At 57.8% G+C, this 23,610-nt stretch carries 8 protein-coding genes and 1 tRNA gene; 6 read left to right on the forward strand and 3 right to left on the reverse strand.

All coding sequences use genetic code 11. From position 1 onward, the window contains the following. The first annotated feature begins 565 nt into the window (after window positions 1-565). Entirely contained in the window at window positions 566-1,882 is a 1,317-nt protein-coding gene (locus tag AC0L2Y_RS07490; protein ID WP_473554967.1) for a tyrosine-type recombinase/integrase, read from the forward strand. A 311-nt stretch (window positions 1,883-2,193) separates the two neighbouring features. After that, on the forward strand, window positions 2,194-2,739 hold the full coding sequence (locus tag AC0L2Y_RS07495; protein ID WP_473554968.1) for a hypothetical protein: 546 nt from the start codon (window positions 2,194-2,196) through the stop codon (window positions 2,737-2,739). Between the two features lie 457 nt (window positions 2,740-3,196). On the opposite strand, the gene AC0L2Y_RS07500 is transcribed toward AC0L2Y_RS07495, so the two are convergent. Beyond that, on the reverse strand, window positions 3,197-3,976 hold the full coding sequence (locus AC0L2Y_RS07500) for an FRG domain-containing protein (protein ID WP_473554970.1): 780 nt from the start codon (window positions 3,974-3,976) through the stop codon (window positions 3,197-3,199). Window positions 3,977-4,005: 29 nt separating this feature from the next. Here AC0L2Y_RS07500 and AC0L2Y_RS07505 point away from each other — a divergent pair. After that, window positions 4,006-4,080, forward strand: a tRNA-Thr gene (locus tag AC0L2Y_RS07505). A gap of 336 nt (window positions 4,081-4,416) precedes the next feature. Here the strand turns inward: AC0L2Y_RS07505 and AC0L2Y_RS07510 are convergent. After that, the gene (locus AC0L2Y_RS07510; RefSeq protein WP_473554973.1) at window positions 4,417-5,532 is read right to left on the reverse strand and encodes an SIR2 family protein; all 1,116 of its coding nucleotides are present in this window, start codon (window positions 5,530-5,532) and stop codon (window positions 4,417-4,419) included. A gap of 389 nt (window positions 5,533-5,921) precedes the next feature. On the opposite strand from AC0L2Y_RS07510, the gene AC0L2Y_RS07515 reads away from it, so the two are divergent. The 3 genes from AC0L2Y_RS07515 to AC0L2Y_RS07525 all read left to right on the forward strand — a co-directional run bounded on the left by AC0L2Y_RS07515 (window position 5,922) and on the right by AC0L2Y_RS07525 (window position 21,873). After that, entirely contained in the window at window positions 5,922-13,409 is a 7,488-nt protein-coding gene (locus tag AC0L2Y_RS07515) for a hypothetical protein (protein WP_473554974.1), read from the forward strand. Window positions 13,410-13,433: 24 nt separating this feature from the next. Beyond that, a complete protein-coding gene (locus tag AC0L2Y_RS07520; RefSeq protein WP_473554977.1) occupies window positions 13,434-21,131 on the forward strand; it encodes a hypothetical protein in 7,698 nt (2,565 codons plus the stop codon). A gap of 166 nt (window positions 21,132-21,297) precedes the next feature. Continuing rightward, window positions 21,298-21,873: a hypothetical protein gene (locus AC0L2Y_RS07525; RefSeq protein ID WP_473554979.1), complete on the forward strand. Its 576-nt coding sequence runs from the start codon at window positions 21,298-21,300 to the stop codon at window positions 21,871-21,873. Between the two features lie 139 nt (window positions 21,874-22,012). Here the strand turns inward: AC0L2Y_RS07525 and AC0L2Y_RS07530 are convergent, their stop codons facing one another. Beyond that, window positions 22,013-23,554, reverse strand: a complete 1,542-nt coding sequence (locus AC0L2Y_RS07530; RefSeq protein ID WP_473554982.1) for a peptidoglycan-binding domain-containing protein — start codon at window positions 23,552-23,554, stop codon at window positions 22,013-22,015. Between the last annotated feature and the right edge of the window lie 56 nt (window positions 23,555-23,610).

Here is a 23,610-nt window from a genome sequence, read left to right on the forward strand (position 1 = left end):
CCTTTTTAGTGGGTTATCGCCTTGGTCCACGCAGCGTTCCTCCTGCTTATCCGACGCTCGGTGCGGCTTTCGTCCCTGCTTCTCAGGCCGAAACATTGGCCAGGTGACTGCACTCCATGGTCCTGGTCTGCGTCGAAACGCCAGCGGTGCTGACCGCCGCTTTGGTGGCAAAGGCAATGCAACGGATTTGGAGCGCTGACTGCATTCCGGCCTGGATTTTATTCGAAAGAACTCTCCAACTTCCGGTCGTGCGGCGCTGATCGTGCCAGAACCATAGGATCTGCAAAAATTCGCCGTACTATTTCCTCAGAAAAAAGTACGGCGGCAATTTCGCTAAGTTATTGAAAAAGCATGGTGATCCCGACAGGAATCGAACCTGTGACCTACAGATTAGGAATTTGTCAGAGGGCTTTCCCCATTGTTTCTCAATGCAGGTCTCTGTACGTTTTCGCTCGTTCTAACATGCTAAACTTGTTGTGTTTTTCGTACTGCGGGGCTATGATCGCGTAGACAAACCAACACATCGAATATGGCGCAGTTTCCGTACTAATCCCGTACTAATTTCATGGCAGATCTTCGACTCCCCCTTACAGACCGCGCCGTCGCAAGCCTCCAGCCGGCGTCTTCGGGCCAATATTTTGCTCGCGACACCGACCTGCAGGGCTTCATGGTGCTCGTGGGCAAACGGAAAAAAACGTTCGTCGTCCAGGGTGATCGAATGAAGGCGGGCAAGCGTCTGTCCGTCCGGATGAAGGTTGCCGAAGTTGGAGACCTCACAACGCGTGCGGCGCGGGCGAAGGCCAAGGACATTCTCGGCAAGATCGCCAACGGCGTGGACCCTCGCGCGTCGACGCGCAAGCGGGACGGCGAAGCTGCAGCGGCTGATCTGCCGTCGATCACGAACCCCACGCTGCGCATTGCCTGGGAACGCTATCGCGACGGGCATATGAAGAACAAAGGCCGCAGCGATGGGACGATCAACAACTATCGTGATCACATCGAGCGGCTGTTGGCCGATTGGCTTGACGAGCCGCTTTCCAAGCTGGGCGACGATCCTTCCCTCGTGACTGTGCGACACGAGAAACTCACCAAGAAGAACGGTGTCTATATCGCCAATGGCTGCATGCGAACGTTGCGCGCTGTTTACAACCATGCTCGCAAGGTTGCCCGCACGCTGCCTGCTGACAACCCGGTCTCTGCCATTGATTGGAATGCCGAACATCGGCGCGACACCGCGCTCGGGCTAAAGGATCTGGAGGAATGGTTCACCCAGCTTGCGGCCTTGAAGAACCCTGTTCGGCGGGAGCTCCACCTGTTCATGCTGCTCTCGGGCCATCGCCCTGAAGCGATTAGGAAGGCGCGGGTCGAGCATGTCGACTTTCGCGCGCGTGTCCTGCACATACCCAGGCCGAAGGGCGGTGAGGTCAAGGCATTCGACATCCCGCTTTCGCGAGCCATGATCCGCTGCTTGGTTCGAGTGATGCGCACTGGTCGGGCTCTCTACGCCAAGCAATCGCGTGAATGGCTCTTCCCGGCCGACAGCAAAAGCGGTCACATTATCGAGCACAAAGAGAAGCGCAGCGATCTGTCGAAATGGGGGAATGACCTGCGGCAGACGTTCCGCACCATCGCGCAAACCGCGGGCGTTGCGGAGCTGGACGTTCACCTTCTGATGAACCACTCGATCCCGGGAGTTAATGCGGGCTACATCACACGCAACAAGTTGCTGAGCGATCACCTACGCCAGCAGCAAGAGGCGATCTCACGCCGGATACTCGAAGCCGGTCGGTCGCGACGGAAAGAACCGAAGCGCCGCACATCCGAGTGGCACGCACTTCCAAGCAGGCGTCTCCTTTCTGATCTAATGAGCGAGGAGGACTAGATGATCCGAAGACATTTCCGCATTGCCCCGGGCTTTGTCCGGGGCTAGCGGCTGCTTTCCGCCTTAACTCGGACGTTCGGCGGACCAAAAGTGGAATCCTATAAGCCGACACCAGACGCACGGTTGTAGCGGCACATCTGCGCCGCAAGCGGCCATTCGATGTGCTGGTCCCGGATCGCTTCACGGATTGACGCCGTCGACGGAATAGGCCCCGCTAACTAAACGCCACGCTCCCTTTTAGGCTGGGTACCTCCTATAAGTGATGACAAAGAGTCAGCCAGAGCCGGTGCATTATTGGGAGGGTGAAATTTATGGCTGCAGTTTCAGGGCTGGATCGTGCTCGGCACGAGCTTGGTCACCACTTCGTCGGCTACCATCTCAAGTTTGAGATGGGCGAGGTTTCGATCGAGCCCCCGCTAGGCAATCTGGTCTTCATCGGCGGTACCTCAGAGCTCGACACATCAAGGCCGATAACTTCGATGCCCGACTTGGAAAAGTGGTGCGAGGATCGGGTGAAGGTCCTGTACGCTGGCGTCATGGCCCAAGCTCTAAAGAGAGGCGTAGTGGACAACCAGGCGGCCTTCGACCTTACCCAAGACGTCAGCGGCTACGTGGATCACAAGATGGTCTCGCAGCTACTGAACCTTCTTCGCAATATCCGCTACAATGATCGCCCACCAGCCGACGCGGAAAGCGCCATGCAGGCCGACGAGATCAAGCTTTGGAAGGACACGTCCGACTTAGTCACGAGCTACGCGCCCGAGATCGAGGGAGTGGCCGTCGATCTTCTGAAGACGCTGAAACTTACAAGACAGCAATTCGAGATGCATCCCCTGGTCAAAGCTCGCTTCCCGTAAGCTTGTGAGAGGACGCCGCAATAGAGGTTCATTTCGGATTCATCCGGACGGGTCACCTCCCTTCCAGCGGCGGCGGCGGTAGCCGGCACGTCCCAAACGGCGAACAGACCGGCAAGATCCGGTTTGCTTTGCAGCAAATCCTTCGTCTCTGCTTTTGTTCGTGAAACATCGGCAAACTTGCTCCGGACGAGCGACCGGCCAGAACGGTGGACAGGCATCCACTTGCGGAAAGCGATCTCGCGCTCCGATCGAAATCAAGCGGCTTCATGTCGAGCCTGGGATCACCGTCATTTATGTGACGCACTACCATGAACTGATGAGTGTGAAGGCTTCGCGGCCTCAACACATTTCTGCAGTCCACTAGACGTAGTCCCGGCTAATCGCTGCCTTTGGCCGCCCTCTTGCCATTTCACAGGTGCCGATCTTGCACATATAGGCAGCCGTCCTACATCCGGAGTCAAATCAGCTTATATTTCTCTTTGAGAGCTTGAGCTAACCCGGCAAGGTCGTTGAAAATTGCAAACGCGTCAACATTACTGTCCACAAGTCGTTGCTTCAATTCATCGACTCCCAACCCCTCGATCTGTATTGACTGCAGGCACCGCGATAAGCGTTGGTCATCTTCAAATGCCGAACTGCCGTGAACCGTAAAGTAACCATTCTGCCTGTCAATTCTGACGAAATCCCTCTTGCAATAGATCGGAAATGGCAACGCGAAGGGCCAGTCACGAGATTCGATAAATCTTTTATAGTAATCGAGTTCCTCGTCGTCGGTGAGATCATGGATGAATTTATCTTTCTTAGTTGCATAAGCTGGATTCAGACACCCCTTTGTTGATATAGACGTCAAAATGTATGGGTTAAGTAACCACACTCGTGCCTTATCCGCTGCTCCGCTTAACGCAAAATATAGCGCAACGCTCAAACTATCAGACCAGTCTAGCAAGCGGGTTGGAACGCCAAAGTGCTGCATCAGAAATAACATTCGCCAGCTGCTCGATTTTTCTGGTAGTAGTAGCCCGCTTCGGTATCTAAATTCTTCAAATAGAGCGTGCTCCCGGCTGTAATCGTTTCCGGGCCGAAACAACCCGGGTGTAAGCGGCCAAGCGCCAACGCGCTGTCCTCTAAACCAGGTGCCCGAGCGAACCGTCGAAATTTTCGCCTTGGCGTCCGCAATAGCTTCGTCGAACTCTTTGGCAGAGTGAATTCGCCGAAAAGGCGGATTAGCACTTGACATCGAACGGTTCTCTTTCTCTCATTGTTACTGGGGGATTAGCTCAGCGGTAGAGCACTCGGGCAGTACCCGAGGGGTCTGTGGTTCGAGTCCACAATCCCCGACCATTACCAAGTCCGTCATAGGCTAGCCAGCATTGCTGATGCTGCTCCCGCTGGACCGGATATTCTGCTTCACAGCACTGCAAACGCAAACCCCCGACAGACAGAGTTGGTGACGTTCGTCCCTCCAATAGATTTTCGCCGATAGTCGTCGGGCATTGCTGGGGACGATCTTGTCCGCCTTGAGCGATATCCTTTGGGGCGGCGTCCTTTTACATTCGCGCTCCTCGGCGCCCCTCCATGAGGCCATTGACGCCGTCATGCACCAACGTGATGCAGTCAGCTTTGCAAGTCTCGCTTTCAGCTTGCGCGCAAAGCACCGAGCGCGCCATCTCGCCGGGGCTATTGCGTAAGGAATGAAAGAAAGCCTGTTGGATGAAATTTGATGTCCGATTGGAAGAGTTGCCGATATCGACTTTCAAGCTCAAGGTCTTTCTTATGGCTTACCATGTGGATTATTGGTGGATTTTTTTGGCCCCTGCGTATCACTACCGCTCGCAACAGCATTGCTCTGATCCAAAGGTCGTCATTTGGCAGCGAGTACCCAACGAAGATCCACTCTCTAGCTGCTTCCAGCGCCTTCTGCGCACCCCTCCAGATGTTGGCGAGATGAACGTTCAGGTATCTCTTGACGAATGATGGTGTGACAACCAATCCATCCATCTCAGCACCACAGTGGCATTCCCGATCGAGCGACGACAAGCGCGCGCCCTCCACCGGCATGATTATTTTGTTTGGGTTCACGTATAGATTCCCACAGCGGGGGCAGTACTGCCAGTTGAAGGAACCGTGAAGCTTATAAAGACGCCGAGATTCGGCGGTTTCTTGCTGTTTTAAGTCGTCGCCAAGATAGTCGACCAGCCGCGCGCCGAGAGTGCCGTAGGCTGGCGGCGCGCTTGTCTCACGACAAATTGCTTGATCGAGCAGCGTGTCCCAATTGGTGGTCACGACGACGTCGTCACGATGAAGGCTTTTGGCCAATAATTCGAAAGCGAGGTGATAGGGCCGAGTTTGGTCCAACTGCATGAAGCCTGTTAGAAGTGCCGCGACTAGGCGCTCGCGCACCCTTTGTAGTTCGTTGCCTTTCAACTCGCGAGATTTTCGCGCCGATGAGTACCCTCCGCGACTGGGACCTAGGCTCCACTGCTCAGCAATAGCGACATCGATAACGCTAAGTATCTCCATAATGCTTGGCATCAACTCAGTATCTGGCAATCGGTCAGGAGCCTGCCCGGATGGAACATTCACAAAATCATCCCAAAGGTGTGCTGCCGGCTGTAACCCGTGCTCGTCGAGTGAATAGACAGTCTCGAGATACTGCTCCAACCGGCTGGGACGACCCTTCTCATTGTTCTTATATTTCACGAGATAATGCGCAACCGGGTAGGTCAGCTCCTTCGTAATCGGATAACCGGCTTCGGCCGATGCTCCTGCGCCGATGAGAAAGACCTTCGACATGACAGCACCTCCGGGTAACAGCCACAGTATATAATGCCGATCGATTCTTCGCGTCGTGGTTAGACAAAAAAGACCCAGGAACCAAATCAACCCACCGTGCCGGTCGCCTGCGGACAGCCTCGCCACAGCGTCTTATCTCTGTGCCATCTACCAGATGCGGGACAAATGCTATCCGAGATCAAAGATCGCCCTCCCGCCGTCAAGGAATATGGCCGCCTGTACGGATCGGATTCGAAGCTGTTTTTGTCGAAATAGTCGAAGCGTCCCTCGAATGCTAGCATTTCTGGTCTAGCGTAATGCGCGATCTAGCACATTTCTATAGCGTTAAATCACGTTTGCGAATAGTGTTGCTGCCGGAACTGAGCCATTAGCTCTTGGGGGGGGGTGGCATGGTAGCGTCGCGGATTGCGCTTATCGCGTTGAGGGCGGCACCATACCGCAAGACTTCCCAACACCACGCTGTGATCATTGGGACCGACGACGACGCTGGCAAGAGTTGGCGTTACATCTGCTATCCGCTGAGCGCTTTGAAGCAGATGTTGTCACAGGTGGAAGGTCGACGGGGCCGAGTTCATACAAAGGCCGATGATGAGATTGATCCATTCGGAGAGTCCACTCGTAAGAGGTACGGCGGTTTCTGGATAGATCCGAAGGAAAAGGAAAAGGAGCCACCCGCCGAGTTTCCAGGCGGCGCGTTGAGTGCTGCCGAGCGGGCTGAGTTTCGAGACGACAGCTTGCTGGACCTTCCGGACATGTATGTCCCGCTCGTTATGCGCGACATCGTCGAAGTCCGCTTCTATCGCGCAGGCCGCTCGCCTTTCAGCTCTGCGCCGGATGCTGCTCGTGAATTTGGATGCCTGGCTAGATTGGACACGTGCAGGCCTGTTGACATGACCGCGCCGGCCGGGTCTCCGCGGCTGGCCAACGATGCGGTGGTCAGCAATCCACGCTACGTGGGCTCGATGATCGAATTGCACGCGCTCGCCAAATCGATTGGCGACGATCGCCCGCGCGGCAAGATCTCAGGCTTTCGCGCGATGCTGGACTTACGATTGGCATCGAATGCCCATATCAATGCTCCTCAGGATCGACCGGAACGGAGCGACACGCGCGGTCGCATAGTCGTGGTTGCCGAAGGCAGCGGCCAGCGGGCTCTTTGGAAGCTAGATGATGCAGGGCAGCCCATTGCCGGCGACAGCGCACTGTTCGATCGCATCTGGATGGGTACAAGCATCAACGTCCATAGCGACGGCACGACGGGCTGGGCGCGTCAGTACTGGGACAACAAGACGCTGCTCGATCTCGCCGACAAGACCCAGCCGGATCGCTTCAAATATCCGGCTTCGGAAAAATGGGATCAGGTTCACGAAGTCCCATTGCTGAGGCGTTTGAAACTTCCGGCTCCGGTAACAGGCATCAGACGTCAGTTTGGGTTCCGTGTGGTGGCCTTTGATGGACCAACGAATACCTTCACATACCCTTCTCTCGCGCTCCGCTTCGAACTCCGGTCGCTCAGCTATTCTCAACTGTTCGCCCCCGCGATCGAGTACATCACTCCCCCTGGTTCGACGCTTACAAATAACCGGGATGTCTACTTTGCCCAGGAACAGCGACGCGGCGATATCAACCTTCCGATGGCGCCGGATGAGCCGGTTCGCTGGCTGACCACGGCGCGGCTCGATTTCGGATCGTATAACGACGGCAAGGAGGAACCGATCGCCGGCGTGGTCTTGCGCAGTATGCGCGATCTAGTCAGGCGATTGCATAGTGGACTTCGAGCAGTTCGCGACGGGCGCCCGATCAGCACTTTGCCTGTACCTGATATGACTGACTACGCAGCGGAGACGGTCGCGTGGCATGCGGTCGGTGTGTTGGTTGACCGGTTCGCGCATGAGCTCGATGCGCCGTACACCGGATCGTCGATACATTCGGACGCCGAGTTTCCCTTCCGTTTCTCGGCCTTCGAACCGCGCGCCATCGATGACATGTGGCGCGGCGCAAACAAGGCAAATAGACCGCCCAAAGACTTGCGGCTGCGAGCCAGCTTTGATGGTGATTTGCCAAGATTGCCTAATGAACAGCGCGTGGCACCGCGTTACACATTCGATCTGGCAGCACCTCGGACTGTTGCGGGCGAAGCAAGTGTCGACGATAGCCCGCTAACGTATCCCGCCTTCCAGCCAGCGGTGTCGGTTCTTGATCCGGACGACATCCAGCTCGGAACACGCTTTGAGCTGACGGCGAGGCAACTACAAGGCTCGATTCAGGCAGTGTCCGTCGGAGCGCTCCGCCTTGTACTCGATCACGAAAGCATGAAGGACATGCCTCTCGATGGCGCTGGCGTCGTTGTTCTTCGACGGTACGCCGCCACAGAAGAAATGAGTGCTCAGGATATGCTGCCTGGCGCCATTGACGCTGTCATCAAGCTTCCGATCTTGCGTGCCGACCCTGCTGATCAAGACGATCCGGAGTCGGCTGTTCGCATTACGGCGCGCGACAGGCGGCTCAAGCCCCTGAATCCACAGATACCCGATCCCTTTGCGCCACTGCTGATCCCGCTGGAGCGCCCGGAACCGGCTTCAAGGGTCAACAAGGCCGACCGGAGGCCGGCAGCGAAGAACACGTCCCAATCCTTGCTGATGCTCACCGCGATCGAGACCGCCACACGGCACCGCGACCATACCGTTGGGCTGTCCTTGCACGCTATCACCATCGAGAAGGACTCAATCAGGTCGAGGCGCACGAAGGCCACAGACACCCCGCCGGCCATCCAGAGTTTGCTGGTGCTTGATCCGCGGCCGCTGCGCGTCGCGGTGGTTGAGTATCAATCACTCACTGCCAGCGCGACCTCTGAAAGTTCGGAGATTGCCGTTTGGAATGCGGCCGGCGAGGGCGGTCTCTCTTGGCGCGTGCGGGACGACAACGAAACGGTTCGGCTGACTTTGCCGCCACAAGTCGTCGGCGAAGCTATGGAAAAGAACCGGTCCGATCGCCCCGGCAAACCGATGGATGTTAGGAAAGAAACACCGGCAGCGGCGCGCTTTGGCTCCCTCACGGTAGCGCAACTCGATCCCACTTTCGCGGACACGCGTTTCCGCGAGCCGGGATGGAATCTGCGCCGCCTGCTCGGGCAGGCGACGCAGCGGTCTCCCGGAGCGCGTCTTCGTGGCTTGAGGCTCGAACTATTGTATGGGCTGCTTACACGCGTGCGTTCGCCAGACGTCTGGTACACCGAGATCGCAGGCGCAATCGGAGAGCCTGCTTTGCCGCTCTTCGATGCGTTCGATAGCACAAATCCGCACCTCCAGCGTCATTCCAGATTGATCGATGGCGTGATTGCTGCCGAGCGAAGCCGGATCGCCGTTGACAAGCTATGGAAGAGCCGCCCCGATGACGATCCTATTCTTGAGGACGGTGTGTCATTCGAGATCCGCTTGCGCGAAATCGACCACGGCGATCTTCGCGGACCGAGCACGCCGTTGCGGTGGCCTGTATCGGGCGACGTCCCTGGGCCAAATGACACTGGAGGGCTGATCGACGCAACGGTCCTCAACGAGACGTTCAAGCGCTCGGACGACGACAAGGACAGTTTTCCTGGAGGCCTAGCTTGGGCATTCGAAAGCGCAAACATTCTGATGAGCGTCTACGGCAAGCCCCGTTCCGATGGGGGACGCGTACGCGGCATACACTTGTCGGCCTATGGCGGCTATGGTTCACAGCGCGCATTGTTCGACGAACGCAAGACGATTGTCGAAACGGACACTTCACAGGGACGGGTGCACCGCTATCGCCTCGAGCGCATGGGCCGCATCTCTTGCCTCTGGCATCGCGCCAAACACGTAGTGGTCTACGAGCGATCGGTTGTGCCACCGGCGCAATTCTACAATGCAGAACCGATCGGGCTCCTGCAGGACGAGTTGCTGGGCCGGCCAGTACTCCGCAAGGTAGAGGAGTATGTCGAAATACTTCAGCCGATACGAAACTATCCGGAAGACGGACACTCCACCCGCCTCTGCGCATTCGTTGTCGGCGCGGAGTTCAAGTCGAAAAAGATTCGCGTTGACAGCGACTGGGGCAACGACGTCCGGCGCGAAGGTTGGCGTGTTCCGCTGTGGAATCGTATTTTCCTCGGGCTCTCGGCCGCTGAACCCGGCCAACCTGAGAACCCGGATCACCCGGCCAATTTGTATCCGAAGCCACAGGTTCGGCTCACTCTGATGGGGCACGACGGCGTAGAGCGCCCGCGTGAAATTGCCTCGCCTGAAAAGCTCTATTTTTACACCTCAGTTATCGACGGAGAGGGTGAAGATACCGACGCCTGGCAAACAGTTCGGGATGTCGACTTCTGCGACAGGCCGGCTCCAGTCGTAGGCGCGATGAATCCGACCAGTGCCGACTTGACTGACGCGCCGCTCGCACCCGAACCCGAATACGTTCCCGGGTACGAGCCCTTTACGCTTGATCTGGACGAGACCGACGATGCGATTGCGCTTACGCACAACCGCGTGCCGGGAGGGCCTTCCGCTGTCCTGCGAAACGTGACGATCGCGCGCGGCATGCCCGCCGCCTTTCCATCCAACGGATCAGCCGACCAGCGCTCCAACGTGAAGGCCTTCGGCGATGGATTGGCGCTATCAGCTGCGAATGCCCGCAACGAGCTCGATCGTGCTGCCGGACGGGTGCTCGGTGCACTCGAGAACGTGGATCGCCGATTGAGCGGCGACGCACTGCGCATTGAGGCGCATGCCTTAGCGGACAAGGCTTTTGCTGAACTCGATACTTACGACCTGCAGCGGACGATCACCAATGTCGGCGATGCCCTGACAGGTGTCGGAAAAATCCCACTGACAAATATGTGCGCGGGCCTGGAAGCCTCGGTGCGCGCGCAAATCGATGGTCAAGTCAGTCGATTCAAGATCGTGGCTCGAGATCTACTGAACGGGGCTGCCGCAACAATCGAAGGGCAGATCGGGGCCTGCGCGCAAGTCGTCGAGGCGGATATCGCCAAATTCGGGACCGTTGCGCAAATTGCCGACCGGATGTTCAAAGCGGTTGAAGACAAGGTGGGGACGCTTCCGAAAAGCACTGCGGACGCCCTGAAGCAGTCGCTCGAATCAGGCGTGGCCGATGTGAAGGCGTTGCTCGACGATCTGAGAAGCGCGTCAGACCGCGTTCGCAAAGCGGCTAAGCTTATCGACGACCTTTACATAGATATTCCGGCGGAAATTGCCGGCATTCGCTCACGGATCAAGGCGGATAGCAAGGCGCTTTCGGGCGTAATCGCCGGTAACGCGGCGACCACCACCAACGAATTGGCGTCGATCGCGGCCGAGGCCAAAACACTCCTTGAGGCGCTGGACCAAAGCCTTAAGGACGTTGGCGACGCCAAGGAGATAAAGGAGGCCAAGAAAGAGCTTCACGATACGCTTAAGACGGTCGACAAGCTGCGGTCCGACCTGGACAGGCTCGCACATTCCGACTTGCCGGCCTCGGCGCGGCGCATCCTGATTGCGGCCGCAAGAGCATTCGACGACACAACTGTGTGGATTCGCGGTGTCGCAGAACAAGCCGACAGCGACGGAACGACGCTTATCGCAGTGATACGCGGGCAATTGAAAAACGTCAGCAAGAAGCTGGCTGACGTCATGGATCCCGTGATCGGGCGCATTCAACTCGCATCCGACGAAGCCGGCTCGGTACTCGCGGAACTGGCGACGTCAATTACCGACCTGCTGAAGCCGGTTGACACGGTCGCGGCTGAGATCACGACGCGTATCGAACGAGAGCGCGGCGAGCTCGTGTCTGCACTGAAAGAAATTGCGACGGAAATGGATGCCGCTTTCAATCAGGCGATTGATGACCTCGAAGTGCTTCGGTCCAAGGCAGCGACGGAAATCGACAACTTCACCAACAACGTGAGCACAGGCCTCATAAAGGCACTCCAAGACCTGGAGAAAAGCAGTGCGGACGTTCTGAAGACCATCGACGATGCGATTGGCGAGGCCAGGACCAAGCTGCGGACGTCGGCGAATTCGGCGCGCGTTGCCGCGACGTCTGCACTTGAATCCGCGAAGGGGCAGTTGATCGCGCTGGTCGATCAGGCCGCCAGGGCAGTGAGCGTACCTGCGCAAAAGCTTATCGATCAGTTGTCGGCCACCTGCCAGTTCCTCGAAGGATTCGCCCAGCAAATCGCGAATCAAGGCACCGAGATCGGGAAATGGATTGCAGAGTCCCTGGATCTAAAAAAATATAAACTGGACCTGCAAGACCGCGTCAGCGAGATCATCGATGCAAACGCCGAGAAGCTTGATGATCTCAAGCGCGAGGCCGCTGCCCAGGTGCATGAGCTTACGCGCAACGTCGAGAATCGCGCGCGCCAGCTTGTGGGCGCGGTCCAGGAGAGCGTGCGCGACATAACCGGCGCGAGTCTCGAGGAATGGCAATCGCGCTCGGAAGGAGTCTATCAGAAAGGCGACGGCGCCTTGCGTGCACTACGGGCCCTTGGCGATCCACCGAAGACCGATCGTATGGGATTCAACCGTCCCGAGGTCGCCTATGTGCTCGGAGAGGCCAAGAAGCTTGGCGTGGACATGACGCCGGCACTGGTCTTGGTCAATCGCGTCAACGATCAGATCGCCGCTACAGAGCGGGCAGGAAAGGCCGTCGGTGACCTGCTCGACAGTTTCGGCGTGCGGATGCCAACAAGCGAGCTTACCGACCGGGTCATGCCGCAACGGCTCCTCAATCTTTCGGTTGCCGATTTGCTTCCCCATCTAGGCGCCATTGATTTCCGTGGACTGCTGCAGCGCGTGGGCTTTCCCGACCTGGACGACAGCGAGGCGCTGAAAATTCGTCACGGCTTTGACCCAGCGACGATGACCGCTTGGATGGAGGCGGACATAGACGTCCCATTCTCCAAGCCTGCTCCGCTGATGGAATTCGGTCCTGTCAAGATCGTCATCGACGTCGCGCGCCTTACTGCCAAGGCACGACTTGCGGCCGGCCGAGATGGCACCGAGAAGACGATGAAAGGGCAAATCTTCGGCGACTGGCACGTCATGTGCTCAGGGATGAAGATACTCACCTTCCGGCAAACTGGATTGTATTTCGATCAGACCGGACATATCGACTTCAAAGTGCAGCCCGATCGTGTGGAGCTGGCCGAGATCCTTCAGTTTCTCACGCAACTGATCGAAGCGACTGGCCAGACCGGCGACTTTACTGTTGGGCCGCTCATGCGCGGAATGATCCCTGCGGGGGTGGCAGCGAAGCTCGATCTCGATTTGCCTGATATACAAAGCGGCGCGTTCGGAATCGCCGACCTGTCGATTCATATCCTCTTTGGAATCGCAGCCATTCCGGAATTCGAAATCTTCGGCGAATTGTCGGTTGGTTCGCGTCTGGCTCCGTTCACGATCAATGTCTGGATTCTGAATGGCGGTGGGTATCTAACGCAGCGTTTGTCCTTCCTGCCAGCTGCGCGGCCGCGACCACTCCTCACCTATACCCTCGACATTGGCATCGTCGCCGGCGTGGGCCTCGGATTTTCCTTTGGGGTCGTATCCGGCGGCGTCTATCTACAACTCGGCTGCGGCATAGCATTCACCTGGACGACAGGCAGGGGCGGTAACAGCACGACGGTACGGGTGTTCATCCTGGTGCGCGGGAACGTGGATGTCGCCGGGCTAGTCACCGTCGGAATCGCGCTGCTGCTCGAGATCGCCTACGACGGAGCCAATATGATTGGAGCCGGGGAACTGACAATTAGCGTGAAAATCAGCGTGTTCTACACGCTCAATGTCTCGCAGCGCGCGGAGTACGTATTTGCGGGCGAAAGCAAGAAGGGTTCGGGAAGCCAAGGCGAAGCCTATTGTTAGTCGGCGAATATTGAGGGGGAGGCCATGTCTAAACCACGAAGGTTGCGCGTCAACGTGCAAGTCGACCGTTTACCCGATCTGAGCGCGCCTCAACGCGTACAGATCGCGATGCGATTGAGCTCAGCGATTGATCCCTACGACGGAAACGCAATTGCAGGCGATCTCGACGCGATTTTGCCGTGGAAGTGGAAATCCGCAGACGACGTAAGCCAGCCCTGGGCGCCTCACTCGCCCTCGAGCTGGGTGATCTGGCGGTCTTGCCGGAAAGGAACGTCCTGGGATTTGCCGATCAAGGTGCCAGCGGATGCAGTTAGTTTTATCGGAGCGCCACAAGATGCCGATCCGTCAGCCCGGTTCTTGTACCGCCTGGAAGGCACTATCCAGCAACTCCTCGCTGACATTGGACCCAGCACGCTCGAGACGATCGAAGCAGACGAAATCAGTGGGCGAAAGGTATTTTCCATTGTCGAAACGCTAACCACAATAGCGGCGCCGATGCCTGCTGCGCTCAAGGTCTGGACCTGCGCCACAATCGACGTTTCGAAGCTTGCCGACTTTGATCCCGACGACCTGTTCGTCGCTGCACCGCAATTCCACGCGGTCGGCTTGGCTACCGGCGGCACCGCGCTCGACCTGACTTGCCGGGCAGACGTGGCGTCGGTAATCGTTCCGCCGTTAAATCCCAAGGATCCCCTTCCGCCGCCCGAGCCGCCCGTGCCCGGAAGGTGGCCACCCACCGCTCCTCCGACCACGCAGCCGGAACCGTTCGATTCCGACACGCTGCCCACGCAGATGGGTGTTCTCTTGCAGAATCCAACCTATCCGGGCACTGAGACTGCATGGGCAAGGATTATCCCAACTTTGCCAATGTCGCTGCTCGGGACCAGCGACGACTACCCGGAGCGTCTGATCGATCCCAGCACACTTACGATTCGAAGTGCGCCCGAGGCCCCCTTTGAATTCGGCGATTGGGCACATGAACTTCCGCGCCAAATCGCCGAGGCAATCGATCCGGCTGCACGTGCGATGACAATCACCTATTCGACCATCCAGAAGATGCTTGCCGAAAGTGAGGAAGCGGTTCGGCGAGCCACGGCCTCGTTCCTCTCCAGCAGCACCGGTGACCGCCAGGAGACGGAGCGCAAACGGCGGACAGCTGCGGAGCAGCGCGATGGCTATATTGCCGCAATTGTCTCCGATATGGGCCCGGGAGGACCGGATATTCTCCGACGCACCCTGACGGCACTGCACGCACCGGTGATATGGCCACGTCGGCGATTGTCGCGATCCTCCGGTGCGCCGGTAATCACGCTGTTGTCGTCACTCGCTGAACGCGAACCCGATCTGCGCGACCAGATTGTTTCATTGTTGCTGGCGCATGCGGACGACGCCGTGGGGGCCGGGATTGATCTTGAAGCCGTCCTGAATGCCGACAGAAAGGAAATCACCGGCCCACAGTCAGGCTCGGATCCCGCCTTGATCCGGGCAATAGGAAAGAGCGGCTTGCTCGCGCTCGCTGGGGTGCGTCCATCGCCGGACAAGCCATGGGCCGCCGATCCTCCCACGACCCTGCTGTTAGAAGATTCCGATGGGTTTCTGCAATTCATCACGCAGCATTGGACCACGCTGCGCGAACCCCGCAAGGCGGACGCCAAGCGTGAGATAGGCGGGCTTTTCCTTCGTTGGACATTGGACAGCGGCGCATCCAAGCTCGTCAATGAACTCAGACCGCTATTGGATTTGAGCCGCTTGCTGCCACTGGACGGAGAGCGCCTTAGAATTTCCCTTCGTGTCGACTGGGAGGACGTAGAGTCAAGTCTAGCGGTTGCCCTGGTTGGCGCCGTCACCCACTACGGAACGCCGAGAATTGCCGCAAAAATACAGTTTGATCTCCACAAACGATTGAACATAACAGGCAGCGTCGACGTGCTCGGCCAGGTAACACCACTGGCTCCGTTTGATCTCGGCGGTAACCCTCTCAACGATCCGATTGAACTCGGACTGCGCAGGGAAAAGAAGGATGATACGCAGGTCCTGCGCCTGTTTGTCAGCATTGGTACGACCCAACTTTGCGATGTTCTGATCGACTGGGCCGCTCTTACATCAGGCTTGTCCCTTGGCCTGGATCCCGGGCCAGGCGCGCGCACTCGGATCGTTGGAGGGCTTAGCGTTGAAGGATACAACCGGGTCGCTGCAATAATCAGACGGGACGGCCCGAATGCTGTGCGCGGCGCCCTTTGTATTGCACACGCAGGTCCAGCGATTCCCTGGTTGATGCTGGGCCGCGTGCCGATAGACGGCGCCTCGGAGATAGTGATCATAAAGCCGGGTGGCGATTTCGAGTCGCTGGAGCGACAGCCGTTGCGCGAGCGGCTGCCTATCGCGATGCAGCAATACCTGCAGCCGGCGTTCGAACGCGCCTTCGATGCCGCGCTCCATGCCGCTTTGGCGTCGTTAATCGCGCCAAGCGCGGATGAGCTCAAGGGGATCAAGCGAGAAGAAGAGGATCTGGAGCAAAAGATCGCTGGAGAGAAGGATCCGTCGCAGAAATCGGCGTATCAGAGAATATACGACCAATTGCAAGGCCAGCAGCGGGCCTGGGGTGTTCCTGAGTGGAAGCTTGGCCTGACTTTGCACGCCCAGGCCCAGATATTTCAAGGAAAAATCGATGCTGCGGGAAATGAAAAGGAGAGAGAAACCTACCGATTGGCCTTGCGTTCGGCGCAAGACGCCGAGCGGATCGTCGAGATACTGAAACACATTTGCGACGCAGCGACAGAAGATGCGAAAGAACGCACCAAGCGGCTGATACCACCTCCGGCCGGAACAGTTGCAAGCGGTGGTGCGCAATTGACTCGGGGGGTCGCCGCGCGGCTTGCCGAGTCCGGCCGTATTACCGAAAGCGCGCCATCGCTTGTCTTCACGATCGATCAGCTGCAGGCGTTCGATGAGGGAGTTGACCTGTGGACACGGCTTAGCGGTCTAGGAGTGTTGATTGCCCGAGCAAAGGCAGACGACAAGGGGGGGCCAGCCGACCCGACCAAGGCGGATGGCTGGTGGAGTCTCAACGTAGCGACCCTGCATGCGCCGGGGCTGGTAACGACTCCGAAGCGTGGTTCGCAGGATGCCGCCGTGGGCACGCGCGAGGCCCTTGGCGCCGACAATGCAGTGCTCGTGCGGACTATTGCGGATGCCACAAGATGGGAGATCGGCGCGCGCACCGATCCGGTCGCCTATGCCGTCGGCGAAGTCTCAGGTGTTAGGGCTGCTGCTATCCGGTATGAGAGCCGCTCAATCGTGGCGGAGATGGATACGGCGGACCAACTGCAGCCGAGTGGCCCGTCCCAGTCGGTGGCGCGCCGCCCGGAGGCATACTTGTTTCCGACAAAAATTCTCAGCGGAACTGACGCGCAAGGCAAGGAAACATTCCGGCGCGCTGAATTTCCGAAACTGCCTCCGCTGACATTCGGTCGCGCTATCCACGTTCTTCCATATCTCATTGGGCACGGCGGCACGCTGCCGATTCCTTTGCGTGCAACGGATGTTGAACCGACGCAGCGCAGTTCCTACAGCGACTTTGCCAGTCCTGATTTCATCGGCAGGATCAATCCCAACCTAGACCATAAGGCTTGGCAGGAGACGATCGGCGAGGAAACTCGCCTCAAGGTGAGAACAATTCCATATCTGCGATCCCGCCCGGTCGGAGCACCGCGCCTGGCGCGGGGTGGACAGGGACCAGGTCTTCCACCGGGAGTCGAGGCTCCTCTTGCGCATGAGTTGCCGATCCGACCTGCGCCGATTACCCTACGCAAAAACCGACCCGTGCGCTTCTTTCTCGACAAGAGCCAGGAGCGCGGAATACTGTTGCCGCCGCTGCCGGGACCCACGGCCCCACAACTCTGCGCCATTCGCATCGACGTCGGCGATGTCGACCCGCTGCCGAAGGGCAAAACCTTGGCGATTGCGATCTGGGGTGAAGATGCCTCGGGAATTGAGAAGCGCTACGCCAACGTTATCCTGACTGGCCCGGGCTCGAAGAATGGTTTGCGAGTCGAAATAGTTGGCTCGTCTTCGCAGACTGCCCTGCGCGCAGTACAACTCGCCGACAGGCCCTTCGCTGAGGATGAGCCTGAGGAGAAGCCACTTGTGGTCGCTTCGGAGATTTCCGTAGCGCCGCAGGCCTGGAGTTCCGCCTTTATCGAGATTACCACGGATGCCGACCGGCTCGACGCGGAACCCCCACGGGTGGCGTTCGGGGCAGCGATGATCAATGACGTCGATGGGTCTTTGTTTGCGTTCACCGCAGATGGCGATCGCATGGCCTTGCCACCTGAAGTCACACATCAAACGCGTAGCGTTCATATTCTCGACGGCATGGATGGACGTAAGACCTGGCCGTCCGATACCAAGTTTCTGATCCGCCGCCCTGCGGTGGACGTGGAGACCTACGATCGATGGGTGAACGGACCTATCGGCGGATTTGGAAGTGCCGACAAAGATGCAATCCGCGCCAAGATCGGCGAGGCGCACAGCCGCGCCACAAAATATGTATTGCGCGAGGATCGTTCGATCGACGATCCGGCCGTTCATGCCATCGCCTACGAGTTGGTCGAAGTTTTCCCGAAACGAACGATCATCGCTCTGCCTAAAGACCTAAGGGGCCTCAGGACGAGCCTCGACAAGATACTGATGCTGTCCGACGAAGCGCCTAGCGAACTCGAGATCGGTCTCACGACTGGTTTGAAACTCGCACCCGGGCACATCTATGAGCTGCGCATTTATGGGGCTGTTCCCGAAATTCACGACGAATTGGCTCCTGTTCCGACAGCTTCGCGGATTGTTCCGGCAATTACGGGAGGTTGGCGCGATATCGACGTTTCTGGGCATACTTGGCATCTTGGGGATCCGCTCACGTTAACGATAGAGGTGGCTACAAGCGATATTCCCAACTTCTTTGCGACCCATCCGCTGCGCGTGATGCTGGCTAGGCCGCCTGAAACCGTCCGTGATCGTGTCCTCGTACGTTTGGCATCGCGCGTGATCGCTCACTCGGATCCCGCCGCCGGGCCGGCGGAGGGCGATACGTATCCATCTATCCGCTATGTCGACCGGGTCGCCCTCATGGAGCAACGATGGAGTTGGCGCGGGCGACCGCAACCCGACATCTCGGGCGACTTCGCACGATTGGGCTATGATCTGCCGACAGAGCCGTCAAATAGGGGTATCGCCGACAGCGCCAAAAGATATGTCGAGGCGTCCTTTATCGGCCGGCTCGATGACGACGTTGGCGAGATTCGAGAAAGTCGGATCAACCGTGCTCACGTCTACGCGCGACGCGTCGCCATGGATGCGACGGAGGCGAACGGCCAATTCGTCGAGATTCCTGCTGGGGAGATACCACTGCTGCTCGATAAGGACCTTGGCTGGCGCGGAGGCGCCAACCTGTGGCGGTTCGCTTTGCGGGGCAAGAGTCGCTATGCATCGATGCGTTTGAATGAGGCGAAGCTGGTCACGTTTAGCCACCGGGGCTCAGCGGATACCGCGACCGAATGGTTTTCGCTGATCGTACCGGATCGCAACAGTGAACGGCAGGCACAGCGTCCTGGGCTTGCGCTGGTTCTACCGTTGACCGAGCCGATGATGGCCGGCGGTTCGGTCCCGCCGCTGCTGGCTCTATTCAACGAAACGATGTACCCGAACCTAAACGCCGCTGATGGCATCGAGGTCGTGATCGAGTCGACGCGACATCCGCTGCCGGCAGTCGACCAAGTCGTTCGAGACGGCTGGAACGACGAGCCACCGCAAGATCCAGCAAAACTCGCGCAGATAAATCGCTCGGCCGTGGTGCGCGCATGGAATTTAGAGAAGAAGCGCCCCGATGAGCCGAATGGTGGACCGCCCCTGGATGCCACGCCGTTCAATCTGCGTTTGTCGCGCGGGCTCGCCTGGGGCACCGTGCAGCGTACAAAGAAATTGTATGACGACGTGTGGAAGGCATGGAACGACGAGCCGGCGGGACCAGTCAAAGACAATCTTAAGGGTAGAATGGATGAATGGAAGGCAATGCTGGACGCCGCTCGCACGCGTGCGGCCGAACTAGACGCTTCCGATGCAGAACCGTCGCCGATCGAGTTCAGCGATTCAAGTGTACTCAAGTATTGGCAGGAACGAGGTCCGGATCCGATTCGCACCGTAGACGCGTCCAATGGTCAGCCCATGGCGCTGCGTGCGGACGGGCCTCTTGGTTACACCTTCGATTTGGAGACCGATGCCGGGCGGTTCGATCATTCAGGCCTGTTGATTTCGCCGGTTGCCGAGTTCGTCCGTCCATGGTCGCTGATCAAGCTTCGGTTCCGCCGGCTCGAAGCACCGGAGTTGCTGCGAAAAGCAGTTCGGATCGACCGACCCAAGGACGAATCGGCTTCGCAGGGGGATGAATGGATCTACCCACTCGCCCCCCAGGACGGCGACCTTTTGCAAGTTGTGCGGCTTGCCGCGCCGTTCGTATTTAATCTGCCTTCGGGTCCCGTCGTAGCAGGCGTGGACCAGTCACAACGAGTTGAGTTCGCAACAAAGCACGAGGGGGTCGCTTTGGATGTAGGCGAGTTCCCGGTCGTGGACGAAGGGGACGACGCTGCGTCGGCAGACAGAAAGCGTCTCGACGTGGCCGTTCATTTTCTTACGAGGAAAGACGCCGACTTTGAACCCGACCCGCAATATACGCGTGTGGTCGCAGGCCTGGTTGCGACAGACGGTAACCCCGGCAAGCAAACTCTGAAGATCGTCTGCAGCACGGCGCTAGGTTTTGCTGGCTCTTGGGAGCTTGAAATCGATACAGGCGCGACCGTGTCGGTGCGCATCGTTCTGTCGCAGCGGCCAAAGCCTGAAGGCCTCGATGACTACAAGCCATCCGGTGACATGTCGATACGAGTTCGGATTGCGCGAGACGAGCAAACAGATGCGCTAGCGCACGACACCGATAACACCTGGCTTAGCGTCCTGTGCCTGCCGATGAACGCCGAAGGCAAACTCAAAGTTGAGGACGTCGTCAATGTTGTTCTCGCTGGAGCAGTTCCATCCGGTTCCGTACTTCGGCCGGTTCGGCTTTCAGATTTTACACCGGGGACCTGGTGCCAATTTGGAGCGGCCATGTCCCGGTTCAGAGCCCAGTTCACGGTGGATGGGGAATTGGGGCCGTGGTTTCCTGTCGATGTAAGCGACCTGCAGATCTTGGCGAAGAAGGGCGAACTGAGGCTCGATACCAGCATGCTTGGTCAGGCAGATGGAGCGAACGTGGCTCTGGGCCTGTTCCCTGAGGGAGCACCAGATGCGAATTCTCAGCTTGAAGAAGTGCTGTTCGCTGTAATTACCTATTTCATTTATGATGCCTTCGACCGCATTCGCGAGCGTCCCTATGCGGTTTTCCGGCTGCCAGGGAACATGATCGACCTGATGCCGGACGAAACGAGAGTGTGGCCGTTGGCCACTCCTCCGACACTGACCTTCAAAGCAGGGCGTGTGAGGCTCATGCGCGTGCTCCGGGGCAAGAACCTGGAAGAGGGCGGGTTTGCAAAGGCGATGACGGAGCAAGCTCGCTTCCAAAATCTGTTTGGGTCAATCTCGGACGAAGACAGTTCGGGGGATCCAATACAAGCGCGTCCTCCCGACGCCGAGGGTATGATACTTGGTATCTCAATGCCGATCGAATGGGCTTCGGATTGACAATTCTAGCCATGGCGCTCCCTAAGGCGGGGTGCGCGATCTCGTGAGGGTCGTCATTGCAGAACTTGGCGATCCTTGATGCCCGATCTCAACTGACAGTATTGTATTCCCTACGCATCAATGTAAACTACAGAAGCCTATCCCACGCCTGGTCTGGAATACAGTCATGGCACTCAGTATTACGTTCACAAAATCCGGGACAAACTCGGAAAGTGCGGTCACCGGTGATCTGGCGCTGCTCGATGGCACAACGGTCGTAATGAAATCGACCGCTTTTTCTGGCGGGAATTCGTTCAATCCACTAGATGATGGTAAATACCGCTTGCGGCTCGACATTCACGGCGGAGAGGATACGAACGAGGCTAACTCGGACGGAACTCTGAAGCCGTACTATGGCATCCAGAAGGTCAGCAGCGACGTCCAGGACAATCAAGGTGTACATTGGGACATGCAGGTGGAATGGGGCACCATTCGAGCCCGTTTGAATCCAACAGGAGGAGCCCCCGATCACGGCGACTATGTCCATGGGAAAAAGAGGAAAAGAGACTATACTCATGGTTGCATATGCGATCGGTCTGAAGCGATCCTGAATTACCTGTGGAGTCTTGCATCACCGCCGAAAGGTATTGACGTTGTCGTTTCCGGAGGCGCGAGCTTCGATCTGGAAACGTTGGTCAGAAAGAATGTCGCAAAGAAAATCAACTTGCATAAAAAGTCTAAGCGAACGTCCCGGAAAAAGTAAAACTCAGTCTCGGCCTCTTCCTAAGTGCATTTGACCGACACAGGTACGATGCGTCGGGTCGTCAGCGCATCCTCGCTAAAGCAACGCTTTCGTAGTGTAGCTCGACTTTAGCGAAGCTGTTCGCGAGCGCTTCTCGTTGTTAACGGTAGGGCTGAGGTGGCAGCGCCGCATCATGAAACATGAAGGAGTTCCGCCTTGCACTTAATTTTGCGAGGCCGTCGGAGAGCTGGTAGTTTCGTGGGTTGGTACCCTCCTTCCACGATGGCCAGGACTCTACATATGAGACCGTATTCTTAAGGTCTGTATTGCCAAGCTCTTGGACCGTTTGATCGATTGCAGCGATGAGCGCCTTCTCGTGGCCATCGGTCCAGCCCGTTGGATTTCCCGCCCAGCCGCCGCCTACTCTTGATTGTGTTGCTAGTTGCACCATCCTCTTCAGCGCCCTGCCAGGCCCGGATGATGCAATCTCGGCCGGTCGATATATATGCCAGCGGTGGAGCAAAGCGCGGGCCTTTTCGGAGGTAAAGACTTCGTCGACCTGTCTACTGATACCGCCCACGTTGACAGGAATGCTCCCGACATCACGCAGGCGGATCCTAGCGACGTCCCAAATGGCGCTGCGTAACGCCTGCGATTCGCGCATTGCCGCGGTAAAGCGGTAGATCCAATGCCAAGACTTAAAATAGTTGCCGTCTTGCTCGGCGGACGGAGCGGGCTTGTAGTCCCCGTTCTCATCCGGGAAGGCGAGCCAGGATGCATATTTTCGGAGCGACTGGCTGAACAGGCGCTTGCCGTTAGGAATGCCCTTTTGATCAATCCAGTTGTCGCGTACGTTCACGCCGAAAAATGAGAAGTAGAAATCAAACGCGGCTTGCGCCTGCCACGCGGCATAGGCGAGTGTGCCGCACAGCTCACCGTCATAGACCTGTCCGACACCATTTGACCGCTTTACCAAACCAAGCGTCCAATGGCAGGGTCCGATCGACGCGATAGCGCTGTCATATGCATTGATACAGTCAAAGAATCCGAGGCACTCGACCTCGGAAACCGCCCGGACGACACGGAAGGTTGACTGCTCGGCGGGGCTCAGCTGAGGATAGCTTCTCCCGATCAGGTTATCGGGCGTGATCTCCGCCGACGGCTGTGTGAATTGTGGCGGCGTCGACAGAGGTCCGCCAAAGCCAGGGTATTTAATATAGCGTCCTAAAAGAGTCGTTCCGTCGGCTAAAACGCCCGTGTGAGGAAAATGCCCGCTCAAGTCATGGGCAAAAAAAGCGACCTTGGAACTGGAAACGTCGTGATCGTTGTATAGCCAGACGTTCTGAGCTTCGAGCGATTTCTTCGTGCCACTGGAATTGAGCTTCCAGACGTTGATCACCACTGGGCAGCGCCAATCTGAGGCGAGCCAGTGCTCCAGAAGAGTTCGCGTTTCCGTATTCGCGATGCCATCGACATGTCCTTGGTACTGATTGGCCCCGGTCTTAACCGGTACTAGCCGGTCGAACAGTGGCCCCGATGTTCCATTCAATTGCGCTACAGTCGCGTACTTGGAATATGACTGGAATTCCCGCAGAGCCCAGAAAGTCCTGCCGCCGAAATCGCCGTCGGCTGTGCCGACGATAGCAAAGCCGAGTTGCTTTAGATCTCTCTGTAGTTGTGCGACATACGTCGAATCCTGCATGCCCCTTTTCCAGGCAACCGAGCCGTATCGATCCATTGAGTACCCCCCTTTGCCAC

Source organism: Mesorhizobium sp. WSM4830 (assembly GCF_055811495.1).

What these genes read in the sequence shown, in the direction of transcription:
- AC0L2Y_RS07515 (WP_473554974.1), top strand. Translation starts at nt 5,922, where the DNA reads ATGGTAGCGTCGCGGATTGCGCTTATCGCGTTGAGGGCGGCACCATAC.
- AC0L2Y_RS07510 (WP_473554973.1), bottom strand. Translation starts at nt 5,532, where the DNA reads ATGTCGAAGGTCTTTCTCATCGGCGCAGGAGCATCGGCCGAAGCCGGT.
- AC0L2Y_RS07490 (WP_473554967.1), top strand. Translation starts at nt 566, where the DNA reads ATGGCAGATCTTCGACTCCCCCTTACAGACCGCGCCGTCGCAAGCCTC.
- AC0L2Y_RS07500 (WP_473554970.1), bottom strand. Translation starts at nt 3,976, where the DNA reads ATGTCAAGTGCTAATCCGCCTTTTCGGCGAATTCACTCTGCCAAAGAG.
- AC0L2Y_RS07495 (WP_473554968.1), top strand. Translation starts at nt 2,194, where the DNA reads ATGGCTGCAGTTTCAGGGCTGGATCGTGCTCGGCACGAGCTTGGTCAC.
- AC0L2Y_RS07530 (WP_473554982.1), bottom strand. Translation starts at nt 23,554, where the DNA reads ATGCAGGATTCGACGTATGTCGCACAACTACAGAGAGATCTAAAGCAA.
- AC0L2Y_RS07520 (WP_473554977.1), top strand. Translation starts at nt 13,434, where the DNA reads ATGTCTAAACCACGAAGGTTGCGCGTCAACGTGCAAGTCGACCGTTTA.
- AC0L2Y_RS07525 (WP_473554979.1), top strand. Translation starts at nt 21,298, where the DNA reads ATGGCACTCAGTATTACGTTCACAAAATCCGGGACAAACTCGGAAAGT.